Genomic DNA, 26,147 nt, shown 5'->3' with positions numbered 1-26,147 from the left:
AAAGGAACAATGTTATGTACCAGCATCAGGATTGGCAGGGTGTATTGTTGGATTTTCCTGCTAATAAGGTTGTTTGTGTCGGCAGTAATTACGACAAACATATGAAAGAGATGGGCTCCCAATCCACTGAAGAGCCGGTGATATTCATCAAGCCTGAAACAGCACTGTGTGATCTGCGTCAACCTGTTTTCATTCCACAGGAATTAGGTGCTGTGCACCATGAAATAGAATTGGCTGTTTTAATTGGTTCGACACTTAAGAATACCAATGAAGAGCGAGTTAGTCAGGCGATTGCAGGCTTCGCCGTTGCGCTGGATTTGACATTACGTGATTTGCAACGTGAATTTAAACAATCGGGGCAACCGTGGGAAAAAAGTAAGGCATTTGATAGGTCATGCCCGATATCGGGATTTATTCCTGTCAATGCTTTTGGTGATCCACAAAATGCCGAACTTTCTTTGACAGTAAATGGCGAATTGCGCCAAAACGGCAATACGAGTGACATGCGAATGCCTATCATCCCGTTGATTAGCTACATGTCGCGTTTTTTTACCTTACGTCCAGGCGATATTATCTTGACGGGAACGCCTGAAGGCGTAGGGCCATTGCAATCTGGTGATATTTTAGACGTTTCTCTCAATGAGCACGTTTTGACAACCAGAGTGATTTAACCACGAGGAATGACAGAAATTATGTCCCAACCTTTCTGGCAGGTGAAAACCTTAGAACAAATGACAGACCAAGAGTGGGAAGCACTATGTGATGGCTGCGGTCAGTGCTGCCTGCATAAGTTGATGGATGAGGATACGGATGAAATTTATTTCACCAATGTTGCCTGTAATCAACTGAATATTAAAACCTGCCAGTGCAAGAATTATGAAGATCGTTTCAGATACGAGCCTGACTGTATCAAATTGACCCGTGAAAATATGAATACCTTTGAATGGCTGCCAAAAACGTGTGCTTATCGTCTGATTGGCCAAGGGGGGAAACTCCTTCCGTGGCACCCTCTGGTCAGTGGTTCAAAATCGGCGATGCATGCAGAGCGTATTTCTGTCAGGCATATCGCTGTGCGTGAAGTGGATGTGGTGGATTGGGAAGAGCATATCCTTAATAAACCCATGTAATTATCTTTTGTTTGATATAAAAGGGATTTTATATCATGCATTGGATGTTTGGGGCATGGCATATGTGGGAAAACCTTATTAAATGCAAGGCGTTATAATATCAAGAAAAATTGTGCAGTTTTGTGAAATTGAGCACACTTATTAAAGTTGCTTTTATTATAATTACACATGTTCATTATTTATTTTTCTGGTAAGCATTCTGGGTCAGAAAACTTTTATTAACATGAACAATGACTATATAACGATTATTGTCCGAGGAAGAGATGAACCAGGTTAAGAATGAACAGGAGTAGATAAGCTATTTAATACTAACTATCATCTTGCCTTTAAGGATGGCGAAATCAGATATGATATCCGATTATCTGGACGAAATAGCCATTCTTTATTTTTTTCCTTAATCACCTATTTCTCTAAGCTTTCTCGATAATAGGGAAATAGCATCAGCCTGCTGAGTAGAACTTAGATTCTTTGATTAAAAGGTATCTCAGTATTATTTTTTGGGGAGGTAAGTATGAGATATTCGTTATTAAGCAATACTAACAACTGGATGAGTTGCGTCGATGACGGTAAAAGTTTAGCGTGCATATCTATTCCGGGAACTCACGCCAGTTGTACCAGAAAAGGAGCGTCGGGGCAAATATCTCTTATTGATAGAACGTTTGCTACACAAAATTCGGATTGCACAATAACAAAACAACTGGCAGATGGTATCCGTTATCTGGATATTAGATGTTGTGCAATTAATGACGTATTCACCATCCATCTTGATAAGTTTTATCTCAATATAAACTTTGGTGATGTTTTAAATGAATGCACTGCCTTTTTGGCGGATAATAGTTCTGAAACCATTGTTATGAGAATAAAACAAGAAAACTCATCTGTTCTTGATAGTGAATTTTTAAAAATATTTAATACACATTATTCAGGCTATCATAGCAGCATGTATCTGGAGTCTGCTATTCCAACACTTGGTGAAGTAAGGGGAAAGATTGTTATTCTTTCAGATGTACTTACATTGCCAGGAATTCCCTATAGTTCTATAAAGGTTCAGGATATTTATGCTGATGTAGAACTTAAAAAATCAGAAATAGTTAACTTTGTAAATGAGTCAACGAAATCAAATCGAAATAATGATACATCTGAAATATATTTAAATCACTGTAATAGTGCATCAGGACCATCATTCATTTCGGATCCAGAGCCGTATGCCATAAGTATTCTACGCAGTCTGATCAATGAATTTAAAGGGGGGATGGGTTGTGATTGGGTAGATAATTCAAAAAATGAGGCACCACACATTGGGATCATTGTAATGGACTTTTATACTAATGCAATGGTTGCCGAGATAATAAAGAGGAATGAAAATACAGACCTATATAATTTGTCGATATATTCTATTTTTAACGAATATTATGGGAGGCATTATTTTTATGCTTCTTTATATATGGACTCAGCAGAGGACAGGAGACAGGTTTTTGATTGGGCTCCGGGAGATAAGGTAATTAACGGTTTTTGGATGTTAATTCCTTACGATGAAGACAATGATCAGTATTATATATTCAACACCTATTATAAAGAGTTTTTGTACGCCAGTATTTTTATTGAGGATAACAGAAGAACTGTGTTTACCTGGATTAATGGTGTGCCAACGAGAGAAAGCGTCTGGACTATAAAAGATGGTAACATTTATAATGAATATTATGAATGTTATCTCTATGAAAGCAGTCTTTCATATACAGAGAACAGAAAACTTGTCCCGTGTTGGGCTCCGGGTGATCCAGTGGCACAGGATGAGTGGCAAATGACTTTTGAAAACAAAGCAGGCAATTAGTTTTATCATAAAAGACTCACGAACAGGATACATTGTGTTTTCTGTTCGTGAGATTTGTAGCGTTGTATTTTGGTTAAAAGGATTACCCAGTTAATATTGAGTAATCATAACCGTAGAAGCGGTTGTTAGTGATTATTGAAAATTATTCAACAAGATTTGGACAAACCTTTCCAGAAACTAATTGCTGAATATTTTGCAAAGTTATTTCACTGATACTGGTTAAGGCTTCTTCGGTTAAGAATGCCTGATGGCCGGTGAATAGCACATTATGGCAAGAAGATAAGCGGCGGAAGATATCGTCTTGAATAACGTCATTTGATTTATCTTCAAAGAATAAATCTCTTTCATTTTCATAAACATCCATACCCAGTGCGCCAATTTTTTGTTGTTTCAGTGCATTAATAGCAGCCACAGAATCAATTAAGGCACCTCGGCTGGTATTGACAATCATCACGCCATCTTTCATTTTGTTGAACGCTGTTTCATCCAATAAATGGTGGTTTTCCGGTGTCATGGGGCAATGCAGGGAGATCACATCCGATTCAGCATATAAAGTATCCAAATCCACATATTCCACACCCATATTCAAGGCTTCAGAATTTGGGTAAGGATCATGTGCTAGTAAACGCATACCAAAGCCTTTCAAAATCCGCAAAGTAGCAAGACCGATTTTTCCTGTTCCGATAATGCCCGCAGTGCGTTTATACATGTTAAAACCGGTTAATCCTTCAAGGGAAAAATTGGCATCGCGGGTGCGCTGGTAGGCACGGTGGATACGTCGGTTAAGACATAACATCAATCCAACAGTATGTTCAGCAACGGATTCAGGAGAATAAGCCGGCACTCTAACAATCTGGATACCTAATTCCTTCGCAGCATCCAGATCGACATTGTTAAATCCAGCACAGCGTAGTGCCAGGATTTTGATGTTCATCTCGGCCAGTTCTTGTAGTACTTCCCGTCCACCATCATCATTGACAAAAATACATATGGCATCTGCTCCAACGGCATTTTTGGCAGTTTGTAGACTCAAAGGAAAATCAAAAAACTCGATATGATAATCAAAGCCAAGTTTTTGGTTGAGCATTTCAAAATGCTTACGGTCATACTGCTTTGTACTGTAAACAACCAGTTTCATAACAACATCTCCACTATACAGTAACTATAGAATCATTCGAGCCTGCAAAAACTGCCTGCAATAATGACGTCTCCTGAAGGTTCTAAGCGTTATCTTTCGCTATACTCGAATAAATCGCCGGATAAGCTATTCATAGGGATAGCTTGTATAATAATCGGCTTAGAGCCTGATATGAGATTATCATAACAGGAAGTTGTTCTCAGGGTGATAAGAAGAGATAAGGGTTTAATGGTAAAAATACTCAAAGTGTTTGCAGTGATGGTAATACTGCTGGCGTTACTGGTGTCGATGGGATGGTATACACTTCCACGTTGGTTACCATTGATTGCCAGTTATTGGTTACCACAGGGCGTCACTTTTTCTTTGAGCCAACCTCGATGGGAAAACAGTGGATTGTGGTTAGATGAACTGTCATTGCAGGTAAAAGAGTGTGAATGGATCAAAATCTCTGGGCTATCTATGGAATATTTATCCGGGGAAAATAGTGAAAATCGCCGCTGGAATATTCATGCCGCCAATATTGACAGCCAGAGCCAATGCCTGGTGCAATTACCTGTAGCAGAAGGGCAAACAGCCCCACGATCTGTGCAAGAAATATTATCCACAATACCTTCGGTTAATCTTACCGTTGATCGGCTGGCTCTTATGCCTTGGCCAGAGTTTGCGGGTAAATTTCAATTTATTTCCTCATCTCAGAGGAAAATTTTCTCTTATCAAGGTGAAAAATTAAAACTCAATGCGCATATTGCGGATAAACAGGAACTCATTGTTCAGCGTTTTATTGTGAAGTTGCCTGAACAGGTGATTTCCTTGAATGGAAATATCGCATTACCCTTGAATACTGCAACGCTCCCAGAACAAGGCCAAATCATAGCGCACTTATCTCTGAGCCAATATCCTGAACCGTTGCAACTGGCATTGAATTGGCAGGAGCAGCGCGGGTTGTTCACCGTTATTAAAGAAAAAAATCAGCAGGTATTAGCAAAATTACCCTGGTCATTCGACGAATCGCAGTTCCAGATTGTTAATGGGAAATGGCAATGGTTGGAGAATAATCAAGCGTTGTCTGGAAGGGTGAATATTACGTTTGAACAATGGAAAAAAGGCCTGTCAGGCATGTTTGTCAGTGGGTGGATAAATATGGTTACCCAAAATGAGCAGGGTAAAGGCAATGTTGTTCTTTCCGTGAAACCAACCCCAATCAATATAACCAATGCTCATATTCCGTTTCAGTTTACCGGGCAAATGAATAGCGGCAGGATGGTTATGACGATGTCATTGCCTGCCGTTATTACAGGGCCATTGGTTAATCCTAAAATTATTTTTCGTCCAGGTGCCCTGTTTCGGGCATGGGGAAAGGTCAGTGAAACATTGACGGTCAAGGAAGCCAGATTACCTTTGGCGGGTACTTATTTGACTCGTAATGGCCTTACTGGTCGTCTTCAAGCCATTGTGACGGCACAAGACCGTTATTGGGGGAGATTTAAGCTACATCTGGAGGGTTCTGCAAAGGATTTTATACCCGATCATGGAAATTGGAATTGGCGTTATTGGGGGAATGGGCATTTACCACCGTTACAAGCCAAATGGGATATCGCGGGCAGGGGAAGTTGGAATCAATCAAAGATAACCGTAGATACATTAAATACCGGCTTTGATCTTATCCAATATGGTCTTGTGAAGATGCAGGCGCCGCGCTTAAAACTGACAAATTCGTTAATTTGGGAGAGGGCTGCAGATCGCCCTAACTTAACGGGAGATTTACAATTGTCTGCCCAGAAAACAGAATTTCGTTCTGGTGTTTTTTTGCCTGCTTTTGATTTTAAAGCCACGCTTGCAGGAAAATCCCCTGATGACTTTATGTTAAATGGTAAACTGTACTCTAATGGTATTGGCCCCATTCCCTTTTATGGTCGTTGGGATGGAGAGCGATTGAGGGGCGAAGCTCGCTGGCCCAGGCAATCTTTATTAGCTTTTCAACCTTTAATTCCGTCAGATTTGGGTATTACCGTGCTTGGTGGAACCATTTATGCCCAGGCTGCTTTTTCCGCAGCAAAGGGACAGGGATTACTTGCGGGCGGTCATTGGGTGGTCAAAAATGCGGGCATGTGGCTGAAAAATGGGGAAGTTAGTGGCCTGAATTTTGTTTTGCCATGGCGTTTACAGGAACGTACGTGGCAGTTAGGGCTGGGATCTCCCGTCCAGTTGCGAATCAAGGCAATTAAAGGGCTGTTTGATATGCAAAATGTAACAGCCGATCTGCTGGGTTACTATCCAGCAACGGACGAACAGCCATTGACGTTGAGCAATGTGAATGTGGATATGCTGGATGGTAAATTGGCCATGGACCAATTACAGATCCCCCAAAAAGACGCTGCGGTATTACGGTTTAACAAGCTGAATTTGAGTAAATTGTTTGGCGTATTGAAAGTCAAACAAATGGCGATGTCAGGAAAAATTAGCGGTGAATTGCCTGTATTATTAAATAATAAACGTTGGATTATTCAACGGGGCTGGGTATCCAATGAGGGTTATCTGACATTAAGGTTAGATAAAGATACGGTTGATTCTATAGGAAAAAATGACTTATCAGCAGGTATGGCAATGGATTGGTTGCGTTATTTAGAAATCGACCATTCAAAAGCTTATGTTACGCTCGATAATTTGGGGATCTTGAGATTGCATTCAGAGATTAGTGGAGTAAATCCCGTGGTGGATAGAAAACGTGAAGTCAGGCTTAACTATCATCACGAGGAGAATATTTTTCAATTATGGCGTAGCCTGCGTTTTGGCAGTAACTTAGAAGAATGGTTGCAGAAAAATATATCTGTAATGGGTGGGGGTGATAAATGATAACGAACGTTGAATTCAAGTTGCCAACGGTCAGAATGGGTGTAATGTTGGTCAGTATAGCCTTATTCAGTATGGCATTAGTGGGTTGTGTCAGACTGGAAGTGGCGACACCGGATAAGCCCATCAACATCAATATGAATGTCAAAATTGAGCATGAAATTCATATTAAGGTCGACAGGCAAATTGAAGATATGCTCAAAAACAATTCTAATTTATTCTAAAGGCTACGATATGAAAAAAGTAAGAATGATACTTCTGTTAAGCCTGTTATTCAGTTCTTTTGCTATGGGTATGACGTTGAATGAAGCAAAACAGCAGGGGCTGGTGGGAGAGACTTTTAGTGGCTATCTGGAACCGATAAAAAATACCCAAGATGCCCAATCAGTGGTGAAAAGAATTAACAGTGAACGGCAAAAGAAGTATGCTGAAATCGCGGCTCAAAATAATATGACGACAGATCAAGTTGCCAAAATAGCGGGAGAAAAATTGGTAAATCGTGCAGCTTCAGGAGAATATGTGTTTGGTATTAATGGTAATTGGGTGCAGAAATAGGGGTAATGACTGGCTTGGCTTGATTCTAACATTAAAATTTTTTATCAATCAGCTGTTAAAATCCTAAGTTTATGTGCTATATAATTAGTTGACATTTATTGTGCTTTTCAAATGAAAGAGAATAATATCTTAGGAACAGCATATGTTACCATATATAGTCAACATTATCCGTTTCTTTGTTTTTATGTGTTTTTCATTACTATCATTGTCATCGATGAGTGCCGGTTCTGATCACAATATAAAAACGGAAGAGAAATACTTACAAAATACAGAACAAAAAAACAACACGGATTTTAGAATTAAAAAATCAAGTAAAAAATTATTGAATTCAAATAATAAGAGAGAAGATAACTTAAATAAAAATAATGATGCTTCCATAAATAATAACTTAAATTCCATTAACCAAAGTATCCAAATCGCAGGTAACATTCTATCTTCTTCGCCTTCGGAGCTAGCTGAACAGGCCAAATCCTATGCGTTGAATAAATTTAACAGCACAGTATCTTCCGGAGCACAAAAATGGTTATCACAGTTTGGTACTGCCAGAATTAGTTTTGGACTGGATAGAAAGGGAACGCTAAAAAACAACTCATTCGATCTGTTACTGCCGCTTTATGACAATAAAGTGGATTGGTTGTCCTTTTCCCAATTGGGCTACCGTAATAAAGACAATCGAGATACGATTAACCTGGGATTAGGTGGACGTTATTTTTACCAGAACTGGATGTATGGACTGAATACCTTTTATGACTACGATCTGACAGGCAAAAATCAGCGCCTTGGACTGGGTGGAGAAATATGGGGAGATTACATTAAACTTTCCGCTAATACCTATTATCGTTTAAGTAATTGGCAAAATTCACGGAATTTTGTCGGTTATTATGAGCGCCCTGCCAACGGTTATGACATTAATGGGGAGTTTTTTTTACCCGCTTACCCTAATCTGGGCGCCAAACTAACCTATGAGCAATATTTTGGCGATAAGGTGACCTTATTTAATCGTGACACGAAACAAAAAAAACCCAACCTGGTTAAATTAGGGCTGACTTATACTCCAGTCCCGTTATTTACTCTGGGTGTGGATTATAAACAAGGAGGAAGTAGGCATAGCGAAACGCAGTTTTTGGCGAATTTTAACTATAAACTGGGTGTCCCCCTGAGCATGCAGTTATCGTCGGAAAATGTGGCTGTGGCAAGAACATTAGCAGGCAGCCGTTATGACCTGGTAGAAAGAAATAATCATATTGTGCTTGAGCACCAGAAAAAGCCGATTGCGCAATTGTCGTTACCGGAAACGATCATCGGATACAGTCAGGAGCAGCTCGATATTACCGTCAAATTATCCTCTAATGCCTTTGTTAAGCAGATTCATTGGACAACGAACAAAGATTTTGAACAGCATGGTGGAAAACTCTCTTCTCGCGTTGGTCACACAATCAAAGTCACCCTGCCAACCTATTTATCCGGCGATAGCCAAAATAACAATTATCCCATTTACGCCTTGGCTGAATTGGAAGATGGCCAAAAATCAGCGCCTGTTGCAATGCGCGTAATCGTCAGGCCCTTTATGCTGAAAAAACAGGAAGGAGCTTACTTTACCCCAGCGGGGCCATTGCCGGCAACGGGGGATAAAAAGGATGGCTATACGTTTAACCCTGTGATTACCTTTGATACGGTCAATGGTGCACCGATAAAAAATGCTACCATTAATCAAGTTCAGTGGATAACCGAGCCTAAAATCGGCTCGGATACTGGAGTGCAATTTATTGATTGGGAAACATCAGACTCTGTGACACTTGATGAAAATGGGTATTTCAAACGTAAACCTGTCTTAGTTAGCTCCCAGCCACATAAAGACGTCAAAGTGTACCTGCAACTGGACAGCCAGCCTCCACAATTAGTGGGTGAGGTCAGTTTTGATGAAAATCCGGCTAGTTTCCACGTCGATAAAGTTGAGGTTTTACCATCAGTACCGTCACTGATAGCTAATGGTTCCCAGGCTTACACCTACAGTGCTGTGGTGTTAGATGGTGATAACAATCCGGTGAGAAACCAGAAAATCGCGAATGTGAACTGGAGTAAGGACAAGAACCAGAATGGGCTTATTTGGAACCCATTAAATGGTGAAGTCAAAACGGATGAGGAAGGAAAATTAACCACAACTCTGGCTAGTATAGTGGCAATAGAGGATATCATGGTTTCACTCACCATTGGCAGCCATAAACCTGTGCCAGCAGAACAGGCCGTCTCTTTTACTACTGATACATCGAAATATCATATTCACCATAGTATCGTGAGTGTTGAACCGACAAACTCTTTGAGTGCAGATGGCCAGCAATATTATACCTATAAGGCTGTTATTGTTGATCGCCAAGAGAACCCTGTAAGGAATCAGAAAATTGCCAATGTGAAGTGGAGCATTACGCAAAATGGTCAGAGTGAAAACCATAATAACCATCTAATTTTTAAAGATAAGGAGGATACAACGAATGAAAACGGAGAATTAACTGCAAAATTGAGCAGTACTAAGGCAATACAAAATGTGCTGGTTTTACTCTCCATTGAAGATCTCAACCCTGTTCCCGCCCAACGCCCTGTAACCTTTACTGAAGATACCAAAGATTACCGGATTAACGGGGATATTCAGGTCAATCCATCAAAAATTTTAACGGCAGATGATCACCAAAAATATACCTATACGGCTACTATCGTAGGTATTGATGGAAGCCCCGTTTTCAAGAAAAGCATTCCTAATGCAATCTGGAAGATAGATTATCCAGCCAACACTGATGGACTCAAGCTAGATCAATCAGATATGACAACAAATGATAAAGGACAATTAACGGCACACTTAACCAGTACTAAGGTACTCAAGGGAGTTATCGTTTCACTCACGGTTGGCAACCAAAAACCGATTCAGGCAAAGCGGGCGGTCGATTTCAAATCGGAACAGATGTCAATAATAGTGACACCATCAAGCCCAATATTAGTGGGTAACAATTATACTCTGACAGTGAATGTTAAGGATGCTACGGGTAACAATCCGGAGACCAATAAGAAAGTTAATTGGGCTATAAAGGCGCCTGACCAGACAGCGGTAACATTTACTTCAACAACCAGTACAACTGATGGTAGTGGTAATGCCAGCATAACATTGACCAGTATTCAGGCTCAAACAGTGACGGTAGAAACTTCTGCCGAAGGCGTTGAAACCACAAAGTCTGTGGATGTGGAATTCAAAAGGCCGACAATTCAGAAGATAGAGATAAAACAACCAAACGGAACCATTCTTCCAGGTGGGGAATATGATTTTGCAGCAACAATATCAGGTACTGAGGTTGATGATATTGACAAATATAAGGGTAAATTTGAATGGATGCTTAAATCCTCAACAGGAAAAGGGCTTTCTCTTTCACCGCAAGGTGAAGTCAATATTACACCAAACAATGGTGGGATATTGACGGCGAAATTAACAAGCCAAAAGGATCAGCCCGTTGTAGCTGATGCTGTTGTCTGCCTGACGATTGTTGGCGCACCTGCCTCTGAACTTCCGAAATGTGCCGATCCTGTAAATTTTAAAATAGAGCTTGAAATCAGTTACGTTGAAATATGGGGTGTTAATCGGGCAGGGCAAAAAGAAGGATTTGATCCCAATAAACCATTATCTGGTGATGGAAAATCAGTATATCAATACAGGGCACTGATCGTTGAAAAAGGTAGTAAAAAACCAATTCTTAATTACCCATTTAGTCATATAACGTGGGTTCGGGATCATACAGATGTTACCAATGCAGAAGTACCTCCGTTGGAGTGGGATAAAGAAGGCAAAACAGATGAGAACGGCTATCTATATGCAACATTGAAAAGCAACGTGGGGGTTGATGATGTAGAAGTAATGTTAAATATGGTTGGAGCAAATGGGAGTAAGTTATCTCAGTCTGCTAATAACAAAGTGAGTTTTAAGGTTGTGCCAGAGTTAGCAGCGCTAAAGGTCTATAAATATGATACTAAAACAAAGACAGTGGATAAATCTGTTAGCAAACTTTTTACTGAACAGGAAAGGCCATATAATATCTTTAGGCAATTGGTGGCTGAATTAAAATCAGTTAAAGGTGAGGAACTCGTTGAGCCTGGGGATGCTGCTGGCTATAGTCTACAGCAGGATGGGGGGGGGTGGCCTGCAATAAGTGTAGACGAGCAAACCGGATTAGTTACATTTGACAGTCTAGGTCGCGGGAAAGTTATTCTTGATATTACGAAAAGAAATGGAACAAAGCGTCAATACACTTATGCATTTTTTCCAAAAATGATGCTTGTATCTATATCGAATAGTAACCCCATTTCTTACCCATTAGATGATGATAACAATTGTGAACAGGAAATAAATAATAATGGTCAACATAACCAATCACCTCTTTATTCAGAACTGATTTCAACAGGAACAGGAACAACACTATCTGATGAATTTCCGGACGCCTATAAATTTGGTATTTTGGAAGGTTTTATTAATATAGATAAAACGCCTTATATTAAAATGCTAAAATCTCGTCAAGGTAGCGGGATTTATTTGGCATATGACACAGTTACTGGTAAGGAAATACCAAATGATGACCCGAATCAATCAATAGATGCATATGTTTTATGTGCGCTGTATTACAATTAACCAAGAGTATAATTTAACAAAGAGCAATATTTCACATCAAGCCATGTGACTTTATCTATACTGCACTTATATTAATTAATGGATTATCTATTCTTCGGCATGATTTCATTAATATTATTAAATAAGTTATATCAGAAGCCATTCTCCAAAATACTATATGGTGAAAATAAACTCAGGTGATAACTTTTAATTATCACCTGATAACTATTTTTCATTATACATTTAACTTGAAATTTAGCTTAATATAGTAGAGTTCATAGATAATATTTATATATTCACACAGTGAGGTGTATTATGTCAGAAGCAAAAAAAAGTAACTTAAAGGGTAGTGGTACTCCCACAATAGACGCGAAATTATCAGTAACACCTGATACCACTTTAATTTATGGCCAGCAAATTTACCTTGATGTGACATTAACAGCCAGTACTGGTAATTTGCCAGCAGGGTATTGTATTAATGTCACCGCAAAAGTCGATAGTGGTATAACAATAGCTCCACCGACGTCTAGGGTTGTAACATCTGGTCATGAAAATAGTATAAATTCCGGACTATATAGTATAGTAATTGATGGTTATGATGATAACACCATAAAAAATGGTAAAGTATCTTTTACTATAACTCTAGGTAATGGTAATAATATTATTTACAACAAAGATTATAGCTATAACGTAAAAAAAATACTTCCCTATACTTTGCAGTTACTGCCTGACAAACCAGTCTGCGTTATTCCTAAAAAATATTCTGCACCAACACAGCAAGATCCAAAGGATAGGTATGTTATTTACAAAACTCAATTATTAGAAGATACAGGAAGCCCAGGAATAAAAACACCAATAACAAATGCGCTGGTTCATATTACATCTACACATGGGGATGATTTTAGTAATAATATTATTATTACATCTGACCCAAAATCAGGAGTGCAACCAACAATTTACTCTCCTACCATTGAGAATGGTAAAACATTTATTAGATTGACGAGTGATAATCATGATGGAACAATAAAATTCCGTGTTTATCCAAATAATAAACCCAAAGATGTTAATAGTAAGGTTAATTATAAGCCGACCTTGCTTTCCTTGGGATGTGTGATTTCGGGGCAGGAAAGGTATACGCATATGGCAGAGAGTGTGTGTTTTATTAATCCAAGACCGATTTTTAACTTCGATGATTTAGATCTATTAATGATCCCCAGCGCCAATGGTGGTGTAATAAATCGTAGATCATCAGATGATATTACTTTTGAAGTTATGATTCAACCTTATGATAACCCTAGCCTGGATGATAAAATTTTATTTTTCACCAGAGAAAAAGAACATATCCCTGATATTAATAGCTTAATATTACCCATTTACAGTATGCAGGAAGGTGACAAAGCTAATTATTCTTTTCCTATTCCTTTTGCCAGCTTTAAACCTGATGAGTGGACGGAGATTTTTTATGTCATTACGAATACAGGAAATACGCGTTATTCAAGTGGACAGCAGATTAAATATTCAGGTGAAGAGGCAGATTTTGTACCGTCTGATGGAGTAGAAAGAATCTATAATAAAGTTCAGGTTTATTCCAGTCTTGCCGATTATAAAGGTGACCCACAATTAGATCAAGCAGGAGAAGAGAACACATTATTCTGGGAGAATAGTTATACCACCAGAATAGAATTGTCAAATTATATTAACAATGGCGGGTATGATGCCTATGTGAAAATAACTGCAACTAACGATCCAACGGATAAAAAACGGCCAAAAGTTGGGGATACTGTATATGTAAATATGTACGTCAAGTCGGGTAATAAGAATTCTTTTCACAAGTTACCTGACACAACACTTTTATCGATTCCAGATACTGTTCCGGCAGGTAATAAAACATTATGTTCTACAGTGATTCCAATTAATCACCCGTTATATTATGGAATAAGATCTTATAATGACGGTTCACCCGCATTCGTTTATTTTGAGTATTATACGATGGATAAAAATAACAAGGCAACATTCAGTCATTATTGGCGTGGAATGACGGACACCTCACTGCCTGGCTTAGATGATGATTAGTTTTTTTATGTTTTTAAAGTAAATGGTTTTATATTTTTATAACATTAAAACCAACATTCTGCACTTAATTCATAATATATTTTTATTAAAAATAACATAAGTAAAAGAAACATTGTCTTATATCTAGTGGGTATCAAGAGGCTATGTGCTAGCAAGGGAATGAATTCCTTTTTCACATGGACAATAAGGCTAAGATTTGAAAGGTTATGAATATATACATATGTCGATGGAATGTTGGTTAAAAAATTAAAATGAAGTAGATGTGGTTGTTGGTAAATCTATTTTATATGGTTGTTTTTTATCATATATTTAATTTGCAATTTTTCTTGATATATAGAGTTCATAGATGATATTTATACATTAATACTATGAGGTGAACTATGTCAGAAGCAAAAAAAAGTCATTTATATGGCAGTGGTACTCCATCAATAGACGCGAAATTATCAGTAACACCTGATACCACTTTAATTTATGGCCAGCAATTTTACCTTAACGTGATATTAACGGTTAATACTGGTAATTTGCCAGCAGGGTATTATATTAGTATCACTGCAAAAGTCGATAGTGGTATAACAATAGCTCCACCGACGTCTAGGATTGTAACATCTGGTCATGAAAATAGTATTAATTCCGGATTATATAGTATAGTAATTGACGATTATGATGCTAACACCATAAAAAATGGTAAAGTATCTTTTACTATAGTTCTATATAATGGTAGTCATAATTTTTACAACAAAGACTTCAGTTACAATGTAAAAAAAATACTTCCCTATACTTTGCAGTTACTGCCTGACAAACCAGTCTGTGTTATTCCTAAAAAATATTCTGCACCAACACAACAGGATTCAAAGGATAGATATGTTATTTACAAAACTCAATTATTAGAAGATACAGGAATCCCTGGAATAAAAACACCAATAACAAGTGCGTTGGTTCATATTACATCTACACATGGGGACGATTTCAGTAATAATGTTATTATTACTTCTAACCCAAAATCAGGAGTGCAACCAACAATTTACTCCCCTACCATTGAGAATGGTAAAACATTTATTAGACTGACGAGTGATAGTCATGATGGAACAATAAAATTCCGTGTCTATCCAAATAATAAACCAAAGGATGCCAATAGTAAGGCTAATTATAAGCCGACCTTGCTTTCCTTGGGGTGTGTGATTTTTGGTCAGGAAAGGTATACGCATATGGCAGAAAATGTATGCTTTATTAATCCTAGGCCGTTGTTTGACACAGATCTCCTAGAACCATTGCTGATGCCTGATGCTGATGACAGTGTAATAAATGGTGGGCCAGAAGATCCTACTTTTGAAGTTACTATTCAACCTTATGATAACCCTAGCCAAGATGATCATATTTTATTTTTCACAAAAGAAAAAGATAAGATTCCTGATATTAATAGTTTAATATTACCCATTTATAATATGCAGGATGCTAACGAGGCTAAATATTCTTTTCCCATTCCTTTTGCCAGCTTTAAACCTGATGAATGGGAAGGGCTTTTTTATGTTATCGCTAAAAAAGGAAATACTCGTTACTCAATGGGAGAGATGTTTAAAGTTTCAGGTGGTAGAGCAGACCTTATACCGTCAGATGGAATAGAAAGGACCTATAATAAAGTTCAGGTTTATTCTAGTGTTGCAAATTACCAAGGAGATAAAACACTGAGTCAGCCCGATGAGGTAAATGCGCTGTTTTGGGAGAATAGTTATACTACCAGAGTGGAATTGTCAAATTATATCAACAATGGCGGGTATGATGCCTATGTAAAAATAACCGCAACAAACGATCCAACAGATGATACACGGCCAAAAATAGGAGATACTGTACATGTAAATATGTACGTCAGATCGGGTAATAAGAATTTTTTTCACAAGTTACCTGACACAACACTTTTATCGACTCCAGATACTGTTCCGGCAGGTAATAAAACATTATGCTCGACAGTAATTCCAATTAAGCACCCGTTATATAATGGAATAAGCTCTTATAGTGACGGCTCACCCGCATTCGTTTATTTTGAGTATTATACGATGGATAAAAATAACAAGGCAACGTTTAGTCATTATTGGAGAGGAATGACGGATACCTCACTTCCAGGATTGGATGATGATTAACTTTTTATATTATTACAGCAAACTATTATAAATAATTTCATGTTTTTTAAACAACATGAAATTAAATTTTTTACAAAAAATTAAAAAGGGATTTATTATGATTGATAAAAAAAACATATTACAAAATACTGTCCCATCGTCAGTCGTTCTGTCCGTGCCTCATCATGCAGATGTAATTATTGGACAAAGTTTTTATCTTTATATTACTCTGATGTTCAATGGGACATTACCTTCGGAATTAGATGTTAATTTAGAGAGTATTAACGGAGTAACTGTAGACAGTTTGAGTAAAGCCACTCCTGTTGCTGGCATAAAAAATGTCATGCGATCAATTGCTTATTTAACTATTGATGATGACAGTATTTTAAAATCCGGAGACACTATTGCGTATAAATTAGATATACCTAATATGTATACGAACGAAGTACATTATACTGCAAATTTGATTGATGCCGATTCATTTAGATTATCGATTGACAAATATATTTGTGAAATACCAAACATAGAAACTTACATTGATAATCAAAATAAGAACTTTATTCTTTATACTGCGAAATTGCAAAATAGCAGTGGTAAGGAGCTGAGAAATACACCGATTCAGATTTCCTCAGTTATTAAAGATAACCTAAATGATAAGGTGATAATTACTACGGATCCGGATGATGGGCAATCCAATCCTGTGACTCTTTATCCCATTGAGGAATATGAACAAGTTGTTATTCCTATCAATAGTAATCTCCACGGTAAAGTCATTTTCCGCGTTTATCCAAAAAAGAATCAACCCGTTACACTGCGATTAGAAATTGAATTGCCTGGACTTGAACTCTATTATTCAACACCTGCTGTCTATATGCTGACCCCCAAGCCTGTCGATCCACGTGAATTGCTTCCCGTTCCGATAATAAACAATCTCAATCATGATAAATTGCAAGCATCTGGCTCAGATTATACGTTTGATGTAACCGTTAATCCTTATACTAATTCGCATAATGACGATAGTGTTATCTTTTTTATCGATGACAAACCTGTCTTACCCATTAAAATGATAGTGCACTCAGATGCCCCTGATCACAGTTTTAAACTGTATTATGATTTGTTTCCCAGAAATAAGATGGTACATCTTCATTATGTAATCGCACCAATAGACGGGAATAATCAATATTCAAAAAAATTACCGATTACTTACATAGGTGGTAGAGAGAATAAACCATCAAACAACATTGAGCGGGTTTTTGATATACCTGTTGTTTATGCTAGTTGGGCAGATCCTAATAGCCAGCCACCCTTAAATAAAAATGATGATCGTTTTATACTGGAGTGTGGCTCCATTATTAATAGTTCCTCAATATCTGGCTATCAGGAAGATGGGAATGAAGGTTATGGATTATTTATAAAAATAATAGGAACAAATGACTTTACGGATAAAAGCAAGCCGAAATTTGGCGATACTATTCATTTCACAATGTATATTAATGGTGATTTAAGTGATGATTTGAGCAATGATGATCAATATAAACAGATCAGTAAGTCCTTCTCCATTGCTACTAATGATGTTCCTGACCATAATAGCGGTAAAACATTTACAAATGTCATTGGGATTAAATACGATTTATTGGCTAACTTTGCGAGTAGTTCAAATTATGGTATGCCAATGATTTATTTTGAATATTACATTGAGAATGAAGGTGTGAGGCAATATAGTCATTATTTTTATAGTAAAATAGAAACTGTTGGTGACTAATAGAAGTGGATTTATTTAATCTTTTATATATTAATTATTATGAAATTTTATGGAGTGAAAAATAATGGCATCTAATAAAATTACGACTTCTGTAGAATCGGGTTCAGATTTAGTTATAGGGGAATCATTTATTCTTGATATCATTTTAACGTCTGACTCACCTATTTCGAGTGATGCAAGTGTTGAACTGATACCTTATGGCGGTATAGGGTTACATAGGAATATTCCTCCAATCGTACTGTCTGAGAATGATAAAAAAGGAACGATTTCTGTTGAATTACGCGTTGATAATTATGTCGTTGAAAACAGTAAAATTCAATTAGATATTCAACCAAATTCAGCCGCAACCGGGTTTGAAAAAACCAGTGTCTTTTATTATGCTAAAACGGTTGATATCACGTCAGTACAATTGGCTGTCGGTGCTGATTATTTAGATATGCCAACTGAAATTAATGACCCACCAGGTGGACGATATTTTGTGAAAGTGGGTACAGTAAAAACCGCAATCACAAACAAGGATAACACAACCAAATTATCCGGTACACCTGTGAATATACTTGATACGCCTGACAGAAGTTTTGATAAAGTGGATTTTTATCAGGATGATAAACACACTAAAATCCCTATCAGGAAGATTGGCAGTAAAAGAGGTTTCATTATTAACACAGATCCTCATGGTAAATTAAATTTTTATATTTATGCTAAACAGGAAAGTTCTGTTGTTCTGACGCTTTATTCACAGATATTTGGTGCGACAGGCGAAATTTCAGCCGATAAAACGCTATACATTCTGAATAGTGATCAAAAGAATGTCAATTCAATGGATTCATTATCAGCTCCGATTATTGTTGAAGTCAATAATAACGTTTTACATAACGATGGTAGCTCTTTTGGCTTCTCTGTTAACATACCACCTTATGATAATGCCGAGGGGGGTGATACAATATTTTTCTTTATTAATGGGAAAATGATTGATAATCCTCACCGTTTGTTAAATCCAGATCATCTTGGAATGCCTTTTATAACGTTACCTTATAGTGTTTTTAGCGAAAATAAAGAAAATGTTAATTTTTACTATAGTGTTATTAAAGAAAGTGCGGATAGATTGGTTTCAGACTCTCTCGAATTTACATATACAAAATATATTCCTCCAGCGGATAATGTTTATGAAAAGTGTCAAATTTATTCTAGTTTAGGTGTGGGGGAAGATAATTTAATCACGGAAAATGATATTATAAATTATAAGACTATTTCTCATTATAAAGACAATGCCAATCATGAGGGTTTGTTTGTTAAGGTTATAGGAACGAGTGATCTTAACGATAAAACTAGAATACCTTTAGGTAGCAAAGTGATTTTGAATTTGCACATTCATTCAAAACTCAAAAAATTAGATAAATCTTTCGAGCCGGAAATAATGCCAGCGACAGTTGGTGATGATGGCGTTACTAATCATGTCATCATTGGTATACCACAATTATATCTTGCATATCATGATGAATTTGATATTAATGATCAAGGGGAAATTTATTTTTCTTATGCCGTGGATATAGATAATGTTAAAGTAATCAGCCAAATATGGAAAGGGAAAATCAATACCGTCCCACTCGATGAAGTAGAGTTAATAATAACTGGATATCAGCCAATTGGTGATGGATACGAAATACTTACAATTCAGATTAACGATAGACAGACGTCTAAACTAATTAAAAATATACCTATCTCTTATAAAATAGAACAAGCTATAAATATGAGTAATGTGCCTGAAATTGCTTCAAATTCCGATACGATACAATCAATGACTACAAATGAATATGGACAATTTAAAATAAACCTGCAAGGACAGAAGGGAGGGTATGGCATTATAACGGTTACAGCCAATAATTTTGGCGGCAACATAAAACATACTATGGGACAATATTAAGGAGATATTGGCAATGGCAACGAAAATACTTTCTTTTCCAGATATAAAAAATGGTTGGTATGTTTCGTATTTCTTACAAACATTAGCAGGGTATGATTATACCGTGACAATACAAGATAGTGTCACTAGAAATATTTATGGCACTTGGAAAAAACAAAACGATGGAGATGATTCTCCCTATAGCAATACCCATTCATTTTGGTACACAGGAGCAGACGGAAAACTTATATGTAATGTTGATTGCCCTGAAAGCAGTCGTCTTGATAATACCTGGGCTGAAAGTATTATAACGCCAAGTTCGGGGAACCCAACTCTGGGAAGAACCTATTGTGCTGCCTTTGAGGATAACGGCATTAAGCATAATGGCATCGACTACAGAATCGAATACAATAACTTATTTATCTGTCTGGTCGGGTGGTCTCACTACCACGACGACCCCAACGAATAAATATCCATTTTGCAATCAGAGACTACCTAGAAAGGTTTGAACCGAATGGAGAAACTCGCATATACGGTTCTTAGGAGAGTAGGGGCCGTTACCGGTCACTACTTATCCGATTAAAATGTTCCCGTTGGGCACTATAAAGGTTACAGCCAATAATCTTGTCAGACGCATAAGATATACCATGAAACAATATTAAGGAGATATTAGTAATGGCAACGAAAACACTTTATTTTCCGGATATAAAAAATGGTTGGTATGTTTCGTATTTCTTTCAGACGATAGCTGGATATACTTATATCGTGACACTACAAGAGAGTGGCACTGGACATAGTTACGACACCTGGAAAAAACCGAATGATGGAGATGATCCTGCCATCCGATATTCTAATTCATTTCTATACACTGGGTCAGATGGGAAGCTCATATGTACTATTGATAGTCCGGAAAGTCATCAACTTGATAACACCTGGGCTGAAAGCATAATAACGCCAAGTTCGGGAGAAAAAATTTTGGGAAGGAGTTATTTTGCAGCCTTTGAGGATAATGGTGGCATACTCGAATATTGTAATCTTTATATCTTTCTGGTAGGCGCGCATATTGCTGGTTCAGTGGAAACGAAGCAGTAAAATGCGGCATCATACCTATGACATGGTTGCTACCACTGTCAATCATTGAAGACCATATATTTGTGCGCGCCATTTGGCGCGCTATCTGATCTTAATTACGTGACATTTTATCGAACAATATTAAGCAACGGTTTGTTCAGATTGCTTCTGTCCCATTCTCGCTATAATATCATCTATCGCGTCACGAGCATCTTGATGTGTCTGGTTAGCGGACTCTGCGCCCATAGCTAAACCTTCAGCAAATACAAATTCTACATCTGTGATACCGATAAATCCGAGGAAGGTACGTAAGTACGGAGTCACCAAATCTGTTGGGTTATTTTTATGAATACCACCACGACTAGTCAAGATAACAGTTTGTTTGCCTTTCAGTAACCCTTGTGGGCCTTTTTCAGTGTACTGGAAAGTCACGCCGGCACGGGCAATTAGATCAAAATAGGCTTTTAATTGAGTAGGTATAGTAAAGTTATACATTGGCGCAGTGATGACAATAACATCGTGTGCTTTTAACTCTGTAATCAACTCATCTGATAGGGTCAATACTGTTTTTTGACGTTCTGTCAATTCTGCATTGCTCGCTCGCAAGGCGTTAACTAATTCTCCATCTAGTACTGGAACCGGATTTTCAGCCAGATCACGTGTGGTAATGTTGCTCTCTGAATGGTCAGTCAACCACTTTTCAGCAAAGTAGTCGGCCAGTTTATTGCTTTGGGAATATTGTGCCAGAATGCTGGATTTCAGAACCAGTACTTTACTCATTCTTTACTTCCTCTGTTATCTACAACCCAAGTTATCTAAGATACTAATAACTTCATTGATAATGTCGTTTGTGCATCATATTTTATATAGGGAATTGTTCAATCAATAGCTCAATATTTTGAGATATTCATTCAAATTCATTGAATCAAACGATGAATTGGTGAGGGGGGATATATGAAGTACGTGAGATCGCACAAGATATGTTACACTTCTAATATTGTTATGTCATAAAAAATAATCCTCTGAGCCTGCAAAGACAGCGCTACTCAGTTAAAAAACGTCACAAGGATTTATCACGTGGAATCACCTTTGACAGCACCATTTGCTGAATTATTCGCTGAACTTGATCACACACCGCTGCGCGATCAATTCCGTTTAAAAAAACGTCTGCATGGAGCAGCAAAAATTAAGAATCAAGTCTCCTTGCAGGCTGTAGTACAATCCATCGCTGCGGATATAGCGACCGCAAAACAGAAAGTCATGAATCGCCAGGCTGCATGTCCTTCGATTCAATATCCTGAAAACCTGCCGGTTAGCCAGAAGAAAGCCGATATCTATAAAGCTATTCGGGATAATCAGGTTGTTATCATTGCCGGGGAAACCGGTTCAGGTAAAACAACTCAGATCCCTAAAATCTGCCTTGAATTGGGAAGGGGAGTCAAAGGGCTGATCGGCCATACCCAACCCCGTCGTTTGGCAGCACGTTCGGTTGCTAATCGCATTGCGGATGAACTGGAAACACCGCTTGGCTCGACGGTCGGCTATAAAGTTCGTTTTAGTGATCAGGTCAGTGAAAATACGCTGGTCAAATTGATGACTGACGGTATTCTATTGGCAGAATTGCAGCAAGATCGTTTGTTATTGCAATATGATACGTTAATTATCGATGAAGCCCATGAACGCAGCTTGAATATCGATTTTATCCTCGGTTATCTGCGCCAATTACTGCCAAAACGCCCAGATTTGAAAGTTATCATTACCTCTGCAACCATCGATCCTGAACGCTTTTCCCGTCATTTTAACAATGCCCCGATTATTGAGGTATCTGGACGTACTTATCCGGTAGAAGTACGTTATCGTCCCGTGGCTGGTGGTGATAATGACAGTGATCGCGATCAGCTTGAAGCAATTATTGATGCAGTTGATGAATTAGGGCGTGAAAGCTCAGGTGACATATTGGTATTCATGAGCGGTGAACGAGAAATTCGTGATACAGCGGATGCTCTCAATAAACAAAATTTCCCACATACCGAGATTTTGCCACTTTTTGCACGGTTGTCTAACAGCGAGCAGAACAGAATCTTTCAGTCTCATGTTGGCCGCCGCATTATTTTGGCAACCAACGTGGCGGAAACTTCACTGACCGTACCTGGCATCAAATACGTGATCGACACAGGTTTTGCACGTATTAGCCGATACAGTTATCGCACTAAGGTGCAGCGCCTGCCGATAGAACCGATATCGCAGGCATCTGCTAATCAGCGAAAAGGGCGTTGTGGCCGTGTTTCGGACGGAATTTGTATTCGTCTTTATTCGGAAGAGGACTTTTTGTCGCGTCCGGAATTCACTGATCCGGAAATTTTGCGCACCAATCTGGCCTCCGTTATTTTGCAAATGACCGCCATTGGTTTGGGAGATGTCAGTGCGTTCCCATTTGTTGAAGCACCGGATAAACGTAATATCCAGGATGGGGTTCGCCTGTTGGAAGAGTTAGGGGCTATCGATCCGGAGTCATTGTCAGAAGGAGCTTATCGGCTAACCCCAATGGGACGGCAATTGGCTCAGTTGCCTATTGATCCTCGTTTGGCGCGTATGGTGCTGGAAGCCAAGGCACATGGTTGCGTTCGTGAAGTGATGGTAATTGTTTCCGCATTGTCAATTCAAGATCCACGGGAAAGACCGTTGGAAAAGCAGCAGGCTTCTGATGAAAAACATCGTCGTTTTGCGGACAAGGATTCAGATTTCATCGCCTTCCTGAAGCTATGGGATTTTCTGGTGGAACAGCAGAAAGCGCTTTCCAGCTCCCAATTCCGCAAACTTTGTCGGCAGGATTATCTGAATTATCTTCGTGTTAGGGAATGGCAGGATATTTATACTCAGCTACGGCAAGTTGTGAAAGAAATTGGCTTGCCGATTAACAGTCAGGAAGCCGATTATCGCAGTATCCATATTGCCTTGTTGGTAGGGTTGTTATCTCACATTGGGCAGAAGGACACGGATAAACAGGAATATACTGGTGCGCGCAATGCCCGTTTTTCTGTTTTTCCTGGCTCTGGACTATTTAAAAAAACCACCAAAATGGGCGATGGTGGCTGAATTGGTGGAAACCAGCCGCTTGTGGGGACGTATTGCCGCCCGCATCGAGCCGGAATGGGTAGAGCCATTGGCGACCCATTTAATCAAAAAGCACTATAGTGAACCGCACTGGCAGAAGTCCCAGGGGGCGGTAATGGCTATGGAAAAAGTCACCTTGTATGGTTTGCCGATTGTGGCAGGTCGTCTGGTCAATTACAGCCGAATCGATCCCATGTTGTGCCGCGAATTATTTATTCGCCATGCATTGGTAGAAGGTGATTGGCAAACCCGTCATTCATTTTTCCGCGCTAATTTGAAATTGCGTGAAGAAGTCGAAGAACTGGAACATAAATCTCGCCGACGGGATATTCTGGTGGATGATGAAACCTTGTTCAGTTTCTACGATCAGCGCATTGGTAAAGACGTTGTTTCTTCGCGCCATTTTGATCGCTGGTGGAAAGTTGCCAGCAAAGATCAGCCTGAATTGCTCAACTTTGAAAAGAGTATGTTAATCAAGGGAGATGCAAATAAAGTCAGTGCGTTGGATTATCCAAATTATTGGCATCAAGGTAACTTGAAATTCCGTTTGAGTTATCAATTTGAACCGGGAACCGATGCTGATGGCGTAACAGTGCATATCCCTTTACCGATATTGAACCAAGTTAAAGATGAAGGATTTGATTGGCAAATTCCGGGAATTCGTCATGAATTGGTTGTTGCCTTGATTAAATCATTGCCAAAACCAATACGTCGTAATTTTGTTCCGGCACCTAACTATGCGCAAGCATTTCTGGAGCGTGTGACACAACCTCAGGCTCCTTTACTGGATAGCCTTGAAAAAGAATTACGTCGCATGACAGGAGTGACGGTGTCACGTGATGACTGGCAGTTGGAACAAGTGCCAGATCATTTGAAGATCACATTCCGCATTATTGGAGAGAAAAAAACAGGGGAAAAAAATAAACCGCTAGCGGAAAGCAAAGATCTGTCAGCATTGAAACTGAAGTTGAAAGAAAAAGTCCAGGAAACGCTTTCGGCAGTTGCGGATGATGGCATAGAACAAAATGGGTTACATATCTGGAGCTTTGGGACATTGCCTGAATGTTATGAGCAGAAGCGCGGAGGCTATTCTGTTAAGGCATTTCCGGCATTGGTGGACGAAAAAGACAGCATCGGTATTAAACTGTTCGAGACCGAATCCGAACAGCAGAATGCAATGTGGGAAGGAACACGTCGTCTGTTATTGTTGAATATTCCATCGCCGATTAAATACTTACATGAAAAATTACCGAACAAATCTAAACTGGGACTGTATTTCAATCCATATGGAAAAGTATTGGATTTGATTGATGATTGTATTTCTTGTGGCGTTGATAAATTGATCGCAGAAAATGGTGGGCTAGCCTGGAATGAACAAGCGTTTTCCAGTTTGCATGATAAAGTTCGTGCTAATTTGAATGACGCAGTGGTTGATATTGCCAAACAAGTGGAGCAGATCCTGACAGCAGTCTTTAATATCAACAAGCGCCTGAAAGGGCGGGTGGATATCTCTCTTGCACTGGCGTTGTCCGATATTAAAGAACAAATTTCCGGGCTGGCCTTTAATGGGTTTGTGACTTCCCACGGTTGGAAACGCCTGGCAGATGTTTTGCGCTATTTGAATGGTATCGAACGTCGATTGGAAAAATTGGCGGTAGATCCTAACAAGGATAGGGTGCATATGAGTAGGGTTGAGCATATCCAGCGTCAATGGCAACAATGGTTGGCAAAACTGTCTGTTCAGCAGAAGCAGTCAACGGAAGTAAAAGAAATTCGTTGGATGATTGAAGAACTGCGGATTAGCCTATTTGCCCAACAACTAGGCACGGCATATCCAATATCAGATAAACGTATTTTACAGGCGATGGAAAATATTGCGTCGTGATAAGTAGGGAGCAGTTGTAGTTTATAGCTGCCCCAAAAACTCTTACAAAAATTCCATTATTATTTTTTAGTTACAACATACG

Annotated in this window: 15 protein-coding genes and 1 pseudogene; 14 read left to right on the top strand and 2 right to left on the bottom strand. The window is 38.6% G+C overall.

What is annotated here, in order from left to right; all coding sequences use genetic code 11:
* Positions 1-14: 14 nt before the first annotated feature.
* The 3 genes from BDE27_RS07270 to BDE27_RS07260 all read left to right on the top strand — a co-directional run bounded on the left by BDE27_RS07270 (position 15) and on the right by BDE27_RS07260 (position 2,958).
* Positions 15-671 (top strand): fumarylacetoacetate hydrolase family protein, encoded by a 657-nt coding sequence (locus BDE27_RS07270; RefSeq protein ID WP_099132232.1) that lies wholly within the window; start codon positions 15-17, stop codon positions 669-671.
* Between the two features lie 18 nt (positions 672-689).
* Positions 690-1,127, top strand: coding sequence for a YcgN family cysteine cluster protein (locus tag BDE27_RS07265; protein WP_208638583.1), 438 nt, complete (start codon positions 690-692; stop codon positions 1,125-1,127).
* 511 nt (positions 1,128-1,638) lie between these two features.
* Positions 1,639-2,958 (top strand): phosphatidylinositol-specific phospholipase C, encoded by a 1,320-nt coding sequence (locus BDE27_RS07260; protein WP_099132230.1) that lies wholly within the window; start codon positions 1,639-1,641, stop codon positions 2,956-2,958.
* Positions 2,959-3,100: 142 nt separating this feature from the next.
* Here the strand turns inward: BDE27_RS07260 and BDE27_RS07255 are convergent, their stop codons facing one another.
* Positions 3,101-4,096, bottom strand: a complete 996-nt coding sequence (locus BDE27_RS07255) for a 2-hydroxyacid dehydrogenase (RefSeq protein WP_099132229.1) — start codon at positions 4,094-4,096, stop codon at positions 3,101-3,103.
* 228 nt (positions 4,097-4,324) lie between these two features.
* On the opposite strand from BDE27_RS07255, the gene BDE27_RS07250 reads away from it, so the two are divergent.
* From BDE27_RS07250 to BDE27_RS07205, 10 genes are all read left to right on the top strand, one after another.
* Complete coding sequence (locus BDE27_RS07250; protein ID WP_099132228.1) at positions 4,325-6,949, top strand: YdbH family protein; 2,625 nt, start codon at positions 4,325-4,327, stop codon at positions 6,947-6,949.
* A 35-nt stretch (positions 6,950-6,984) separates the two neighbouring features.
* The gene (locus BDE27_RS07245; RefSeq protein WP_099132317.1) at positions 6,985-7,170 is read left to right on the top strand and encodes a YnbE family lipoprotein; all 186 of its coding nucleotides are present in this window, start codon (positions 6,985-6,987) and stop codon (positions 7,168-7,170) included.
* A 10-nt stretch (positions 7,171-7,180) separates the two neighbouring features.
* The gene (locus BDE27_RS07240; RefSeq protein WP_099132227.1) at positions 7,181-7,501 is read left to right on the top strand and encodes a YdbL family probable chaperone protein; all 321 of its coding nucleotides are present in this window, start codon (positions 7,181-7,183) and stop codon (positions 7,499-7,501) included.
* Positions 7,502-7,643: 142 nt separating this feature from the next.
* Positions 7,644-12,164, top strand: coding sequence for an inverse autotransporter beta domain-containing protein (locus BDE27_RS07235; RefSeq protein WP_099132226.1), 4,521 nt, complete (start codon positions 7,644-7,646; stop codon positions 12,162-12,164).
* Positions 12,165-12,458: 294 nt separating this feature from the next.
* Positions 12,459-14,216, top strand: coding sequence for a hypothetical protein (locus tag BDE27_RS07230; RefSeq protein WP_099132225.1), 1,758 nt, complete (start codon positions 12,459-12,461; stop codon positions 14,214-14,216).
* 380 nt (positions 14,217-14,596) lie between these two features.
* Positions 14,597-16,351: a hypothetical protein gene (locus BDE27_RS07225; protein ID WP_099132224.1), complete on the top strand. Its 1,755-nt coding sequence runs from the start codon at positions 14,597-14,599 to the stop codon at positions 16,349-16,351.
* Positions 16,352-16,448: 97 nt separating this feature from the next.
* The gene (locus tag BDE27_RS07220; RefSeq protein WP_099132223.1) at positions 16,449-18,092 is read left to right on the top strand and encodes a hypothetical protein; all 1,644 of its coding nucleotides are present in this window, start codon (positions 16,449-16,451) and stop codon (positions 18,090-18,092) included.
* Between the two features lie 64 nt (positions 18,093-18,156).
* Positions 18,157-20,016 carry a hypothetical protein gene (locus tag BDE27_RS07215; protein ID WP_099132222.1) on the top strand — a complete coding sequence of 620 codons (1,860 nt, stop codon included), beginning with the start codon at positions 18,157-18,159 and terminating at the stop codon, positions 20,014-20,016.
* Between the two features lie 13 nt (positions 20,017-20,029).
* Entirely contained in the window at positions 20,030-20,464 is a 435-nt protein-coding gene (locus BDE27_RS07210) for a hypothetical protein (protein WP_099132221.1), read from the top strand.
* A gap of 206 nt (positions 20,465-20,670) precedes the next feature.
* Complete coding sequence (locus tag BDE27_RS07205) at positions 20,671-21,087, top strand: hypothetical protein (RefSeq protein ID WP_099132220.1); 417 nt, start codon at positions 20,671-20,673, stop codon at positions 21,085-21,087.
* 120 nt (positions 21,088-21,207) lie between these two features.
* Here the strand turns inward: BDE27_RS07205 and BDE27_RS07200 are convergent, their stop codons facing one another.
* Entirely contained in the window at positions 21,208-21,846 is a 639-nt protein-coding gene (locus tag BDE27_RS07200) for an FMN-dependent NADH-azoreductase (RefSeq protein ID WP_099132219.1), read from the bottom strand.
* Between the two features lie 297 nt (positions 21,847-22,143).
* Between BDE27_RS07200 and hrpA the strand changes: the two are divergent.
* Positions 22,144-26,065: pseudogene (gene hrpA, locus BDE27_RS07195) on the top strand (ATP-dependent RNA helicase HrpA).
* Positions 26,066-26,147 lie beyond the last annotated feature (82 nt).

Source organism: Xenorhabdus ehlersii (assembly GCF_003610465.1).
GTDB classification, from domain to species: Bacteria; Pseudomonadota; Gammaproteobacteria; order Enterobacterales; family Enterobacteriaceae; genus Xenorhabdus; species Xenorhabdus ehlersii.
Note: the sequence above shows the minus strand (reverse complement) of the source record. Positions and strands in the feature narration are given on the sequence as shown.

Coding starts and splice junctions, on each gene's coding strand:
- BDE27_RS07255 (WP_099132229.1), bottom strand. CDS start 4,096: ATGAAACTGGTTGTTTACAGTACAAAGCAGTATGACCGTAAGCATTTT.
- BDE27_RS07225 (WP_099132224.1), top strand. CDS start 14,597: ATGTCAGAAGCAAAAAAAAGTCATTTATATGGCAGTGGTACTCCATCA.
- BDE27_RS07240 (WP_099132227.1), top strand. CDS start 7,181: ATGAAAAAAGTAAGAATGATACTTCTGTTAAGCCTGTTATTCAGTTCT.
- BDE27_RS07270 (WP_099132232.1), top strand. CDS start 15: ATGTACCAGCATCAGGATTGGCAGGGTGTATTGTTGGATTTTCCTGCT.
- BDE27_RS07215 (WP_099132222.1), top strand. CDS start 18,157: ATGGCATCTAATAAAATTACGACTTCTGTAGAATCGGGTTCAGATTTA.
- BDE27_RS07230 (WP_099132225.1), top strand. CDS start 12,459: ATGTCAGAAGCAAAAAAAAGTAACTTAAAGGGTAGTGGTACTCCCACA.
- BDE27_RS07260 (WP_099132230.1), top strand. CDS start 1,639: ATGAGATATTCGTTATTAAGCAATACTAACAACTGGATGAGTTGCGTC.
- BDE27_RS07200 (WP_099132219.1), bottom strand. CDS start 21,846: ATGAGTAAAGTACTGGTTCTGAAATCCAGCATTCTGGCACAATATTCC.
- BDE27_RS07220 (WP_099132223.1), top strand. CDS start 16,449: ATGATTGATAAAAAAAACATATTACAAAATACTGTCCCATCGTCAGTC.
- BDE27_RS07250 (WP_099132228.1), top strand. CDS start 4,325: ATGGTAAAAATACTCAAAGTGTTTGCAGTGATGGTAATACTGCTGGCG.
- BDE27_RS07245 (WP_099132317.1), top strand. CDS start 6,985: ATGGGTGTAATGTTGGTCAGTATAGCCTTATTCAGTATGGCATTAGTG.
- BDE27_RS07205 (WP_099132220.1), top strand. CDS start 20,671: ATGGCAACGAAAACACTTTATTTTCCGGATATAAAAAATGGTTGGTAT.
- BDE27_RS07210 (WP_099132221.1), top strand. CDS start 20,030: ATGGCAACGAAAATACTTTCTTTTCCAGATATAAAAAATGGTTGGTAT.
- BDE27_RS07235 (WP_099132226.1), top strand. CDS start 7,644: ATGTTACCATATATAGTCAACATTATCCGTTTCTTTGTTTTTATGTGT.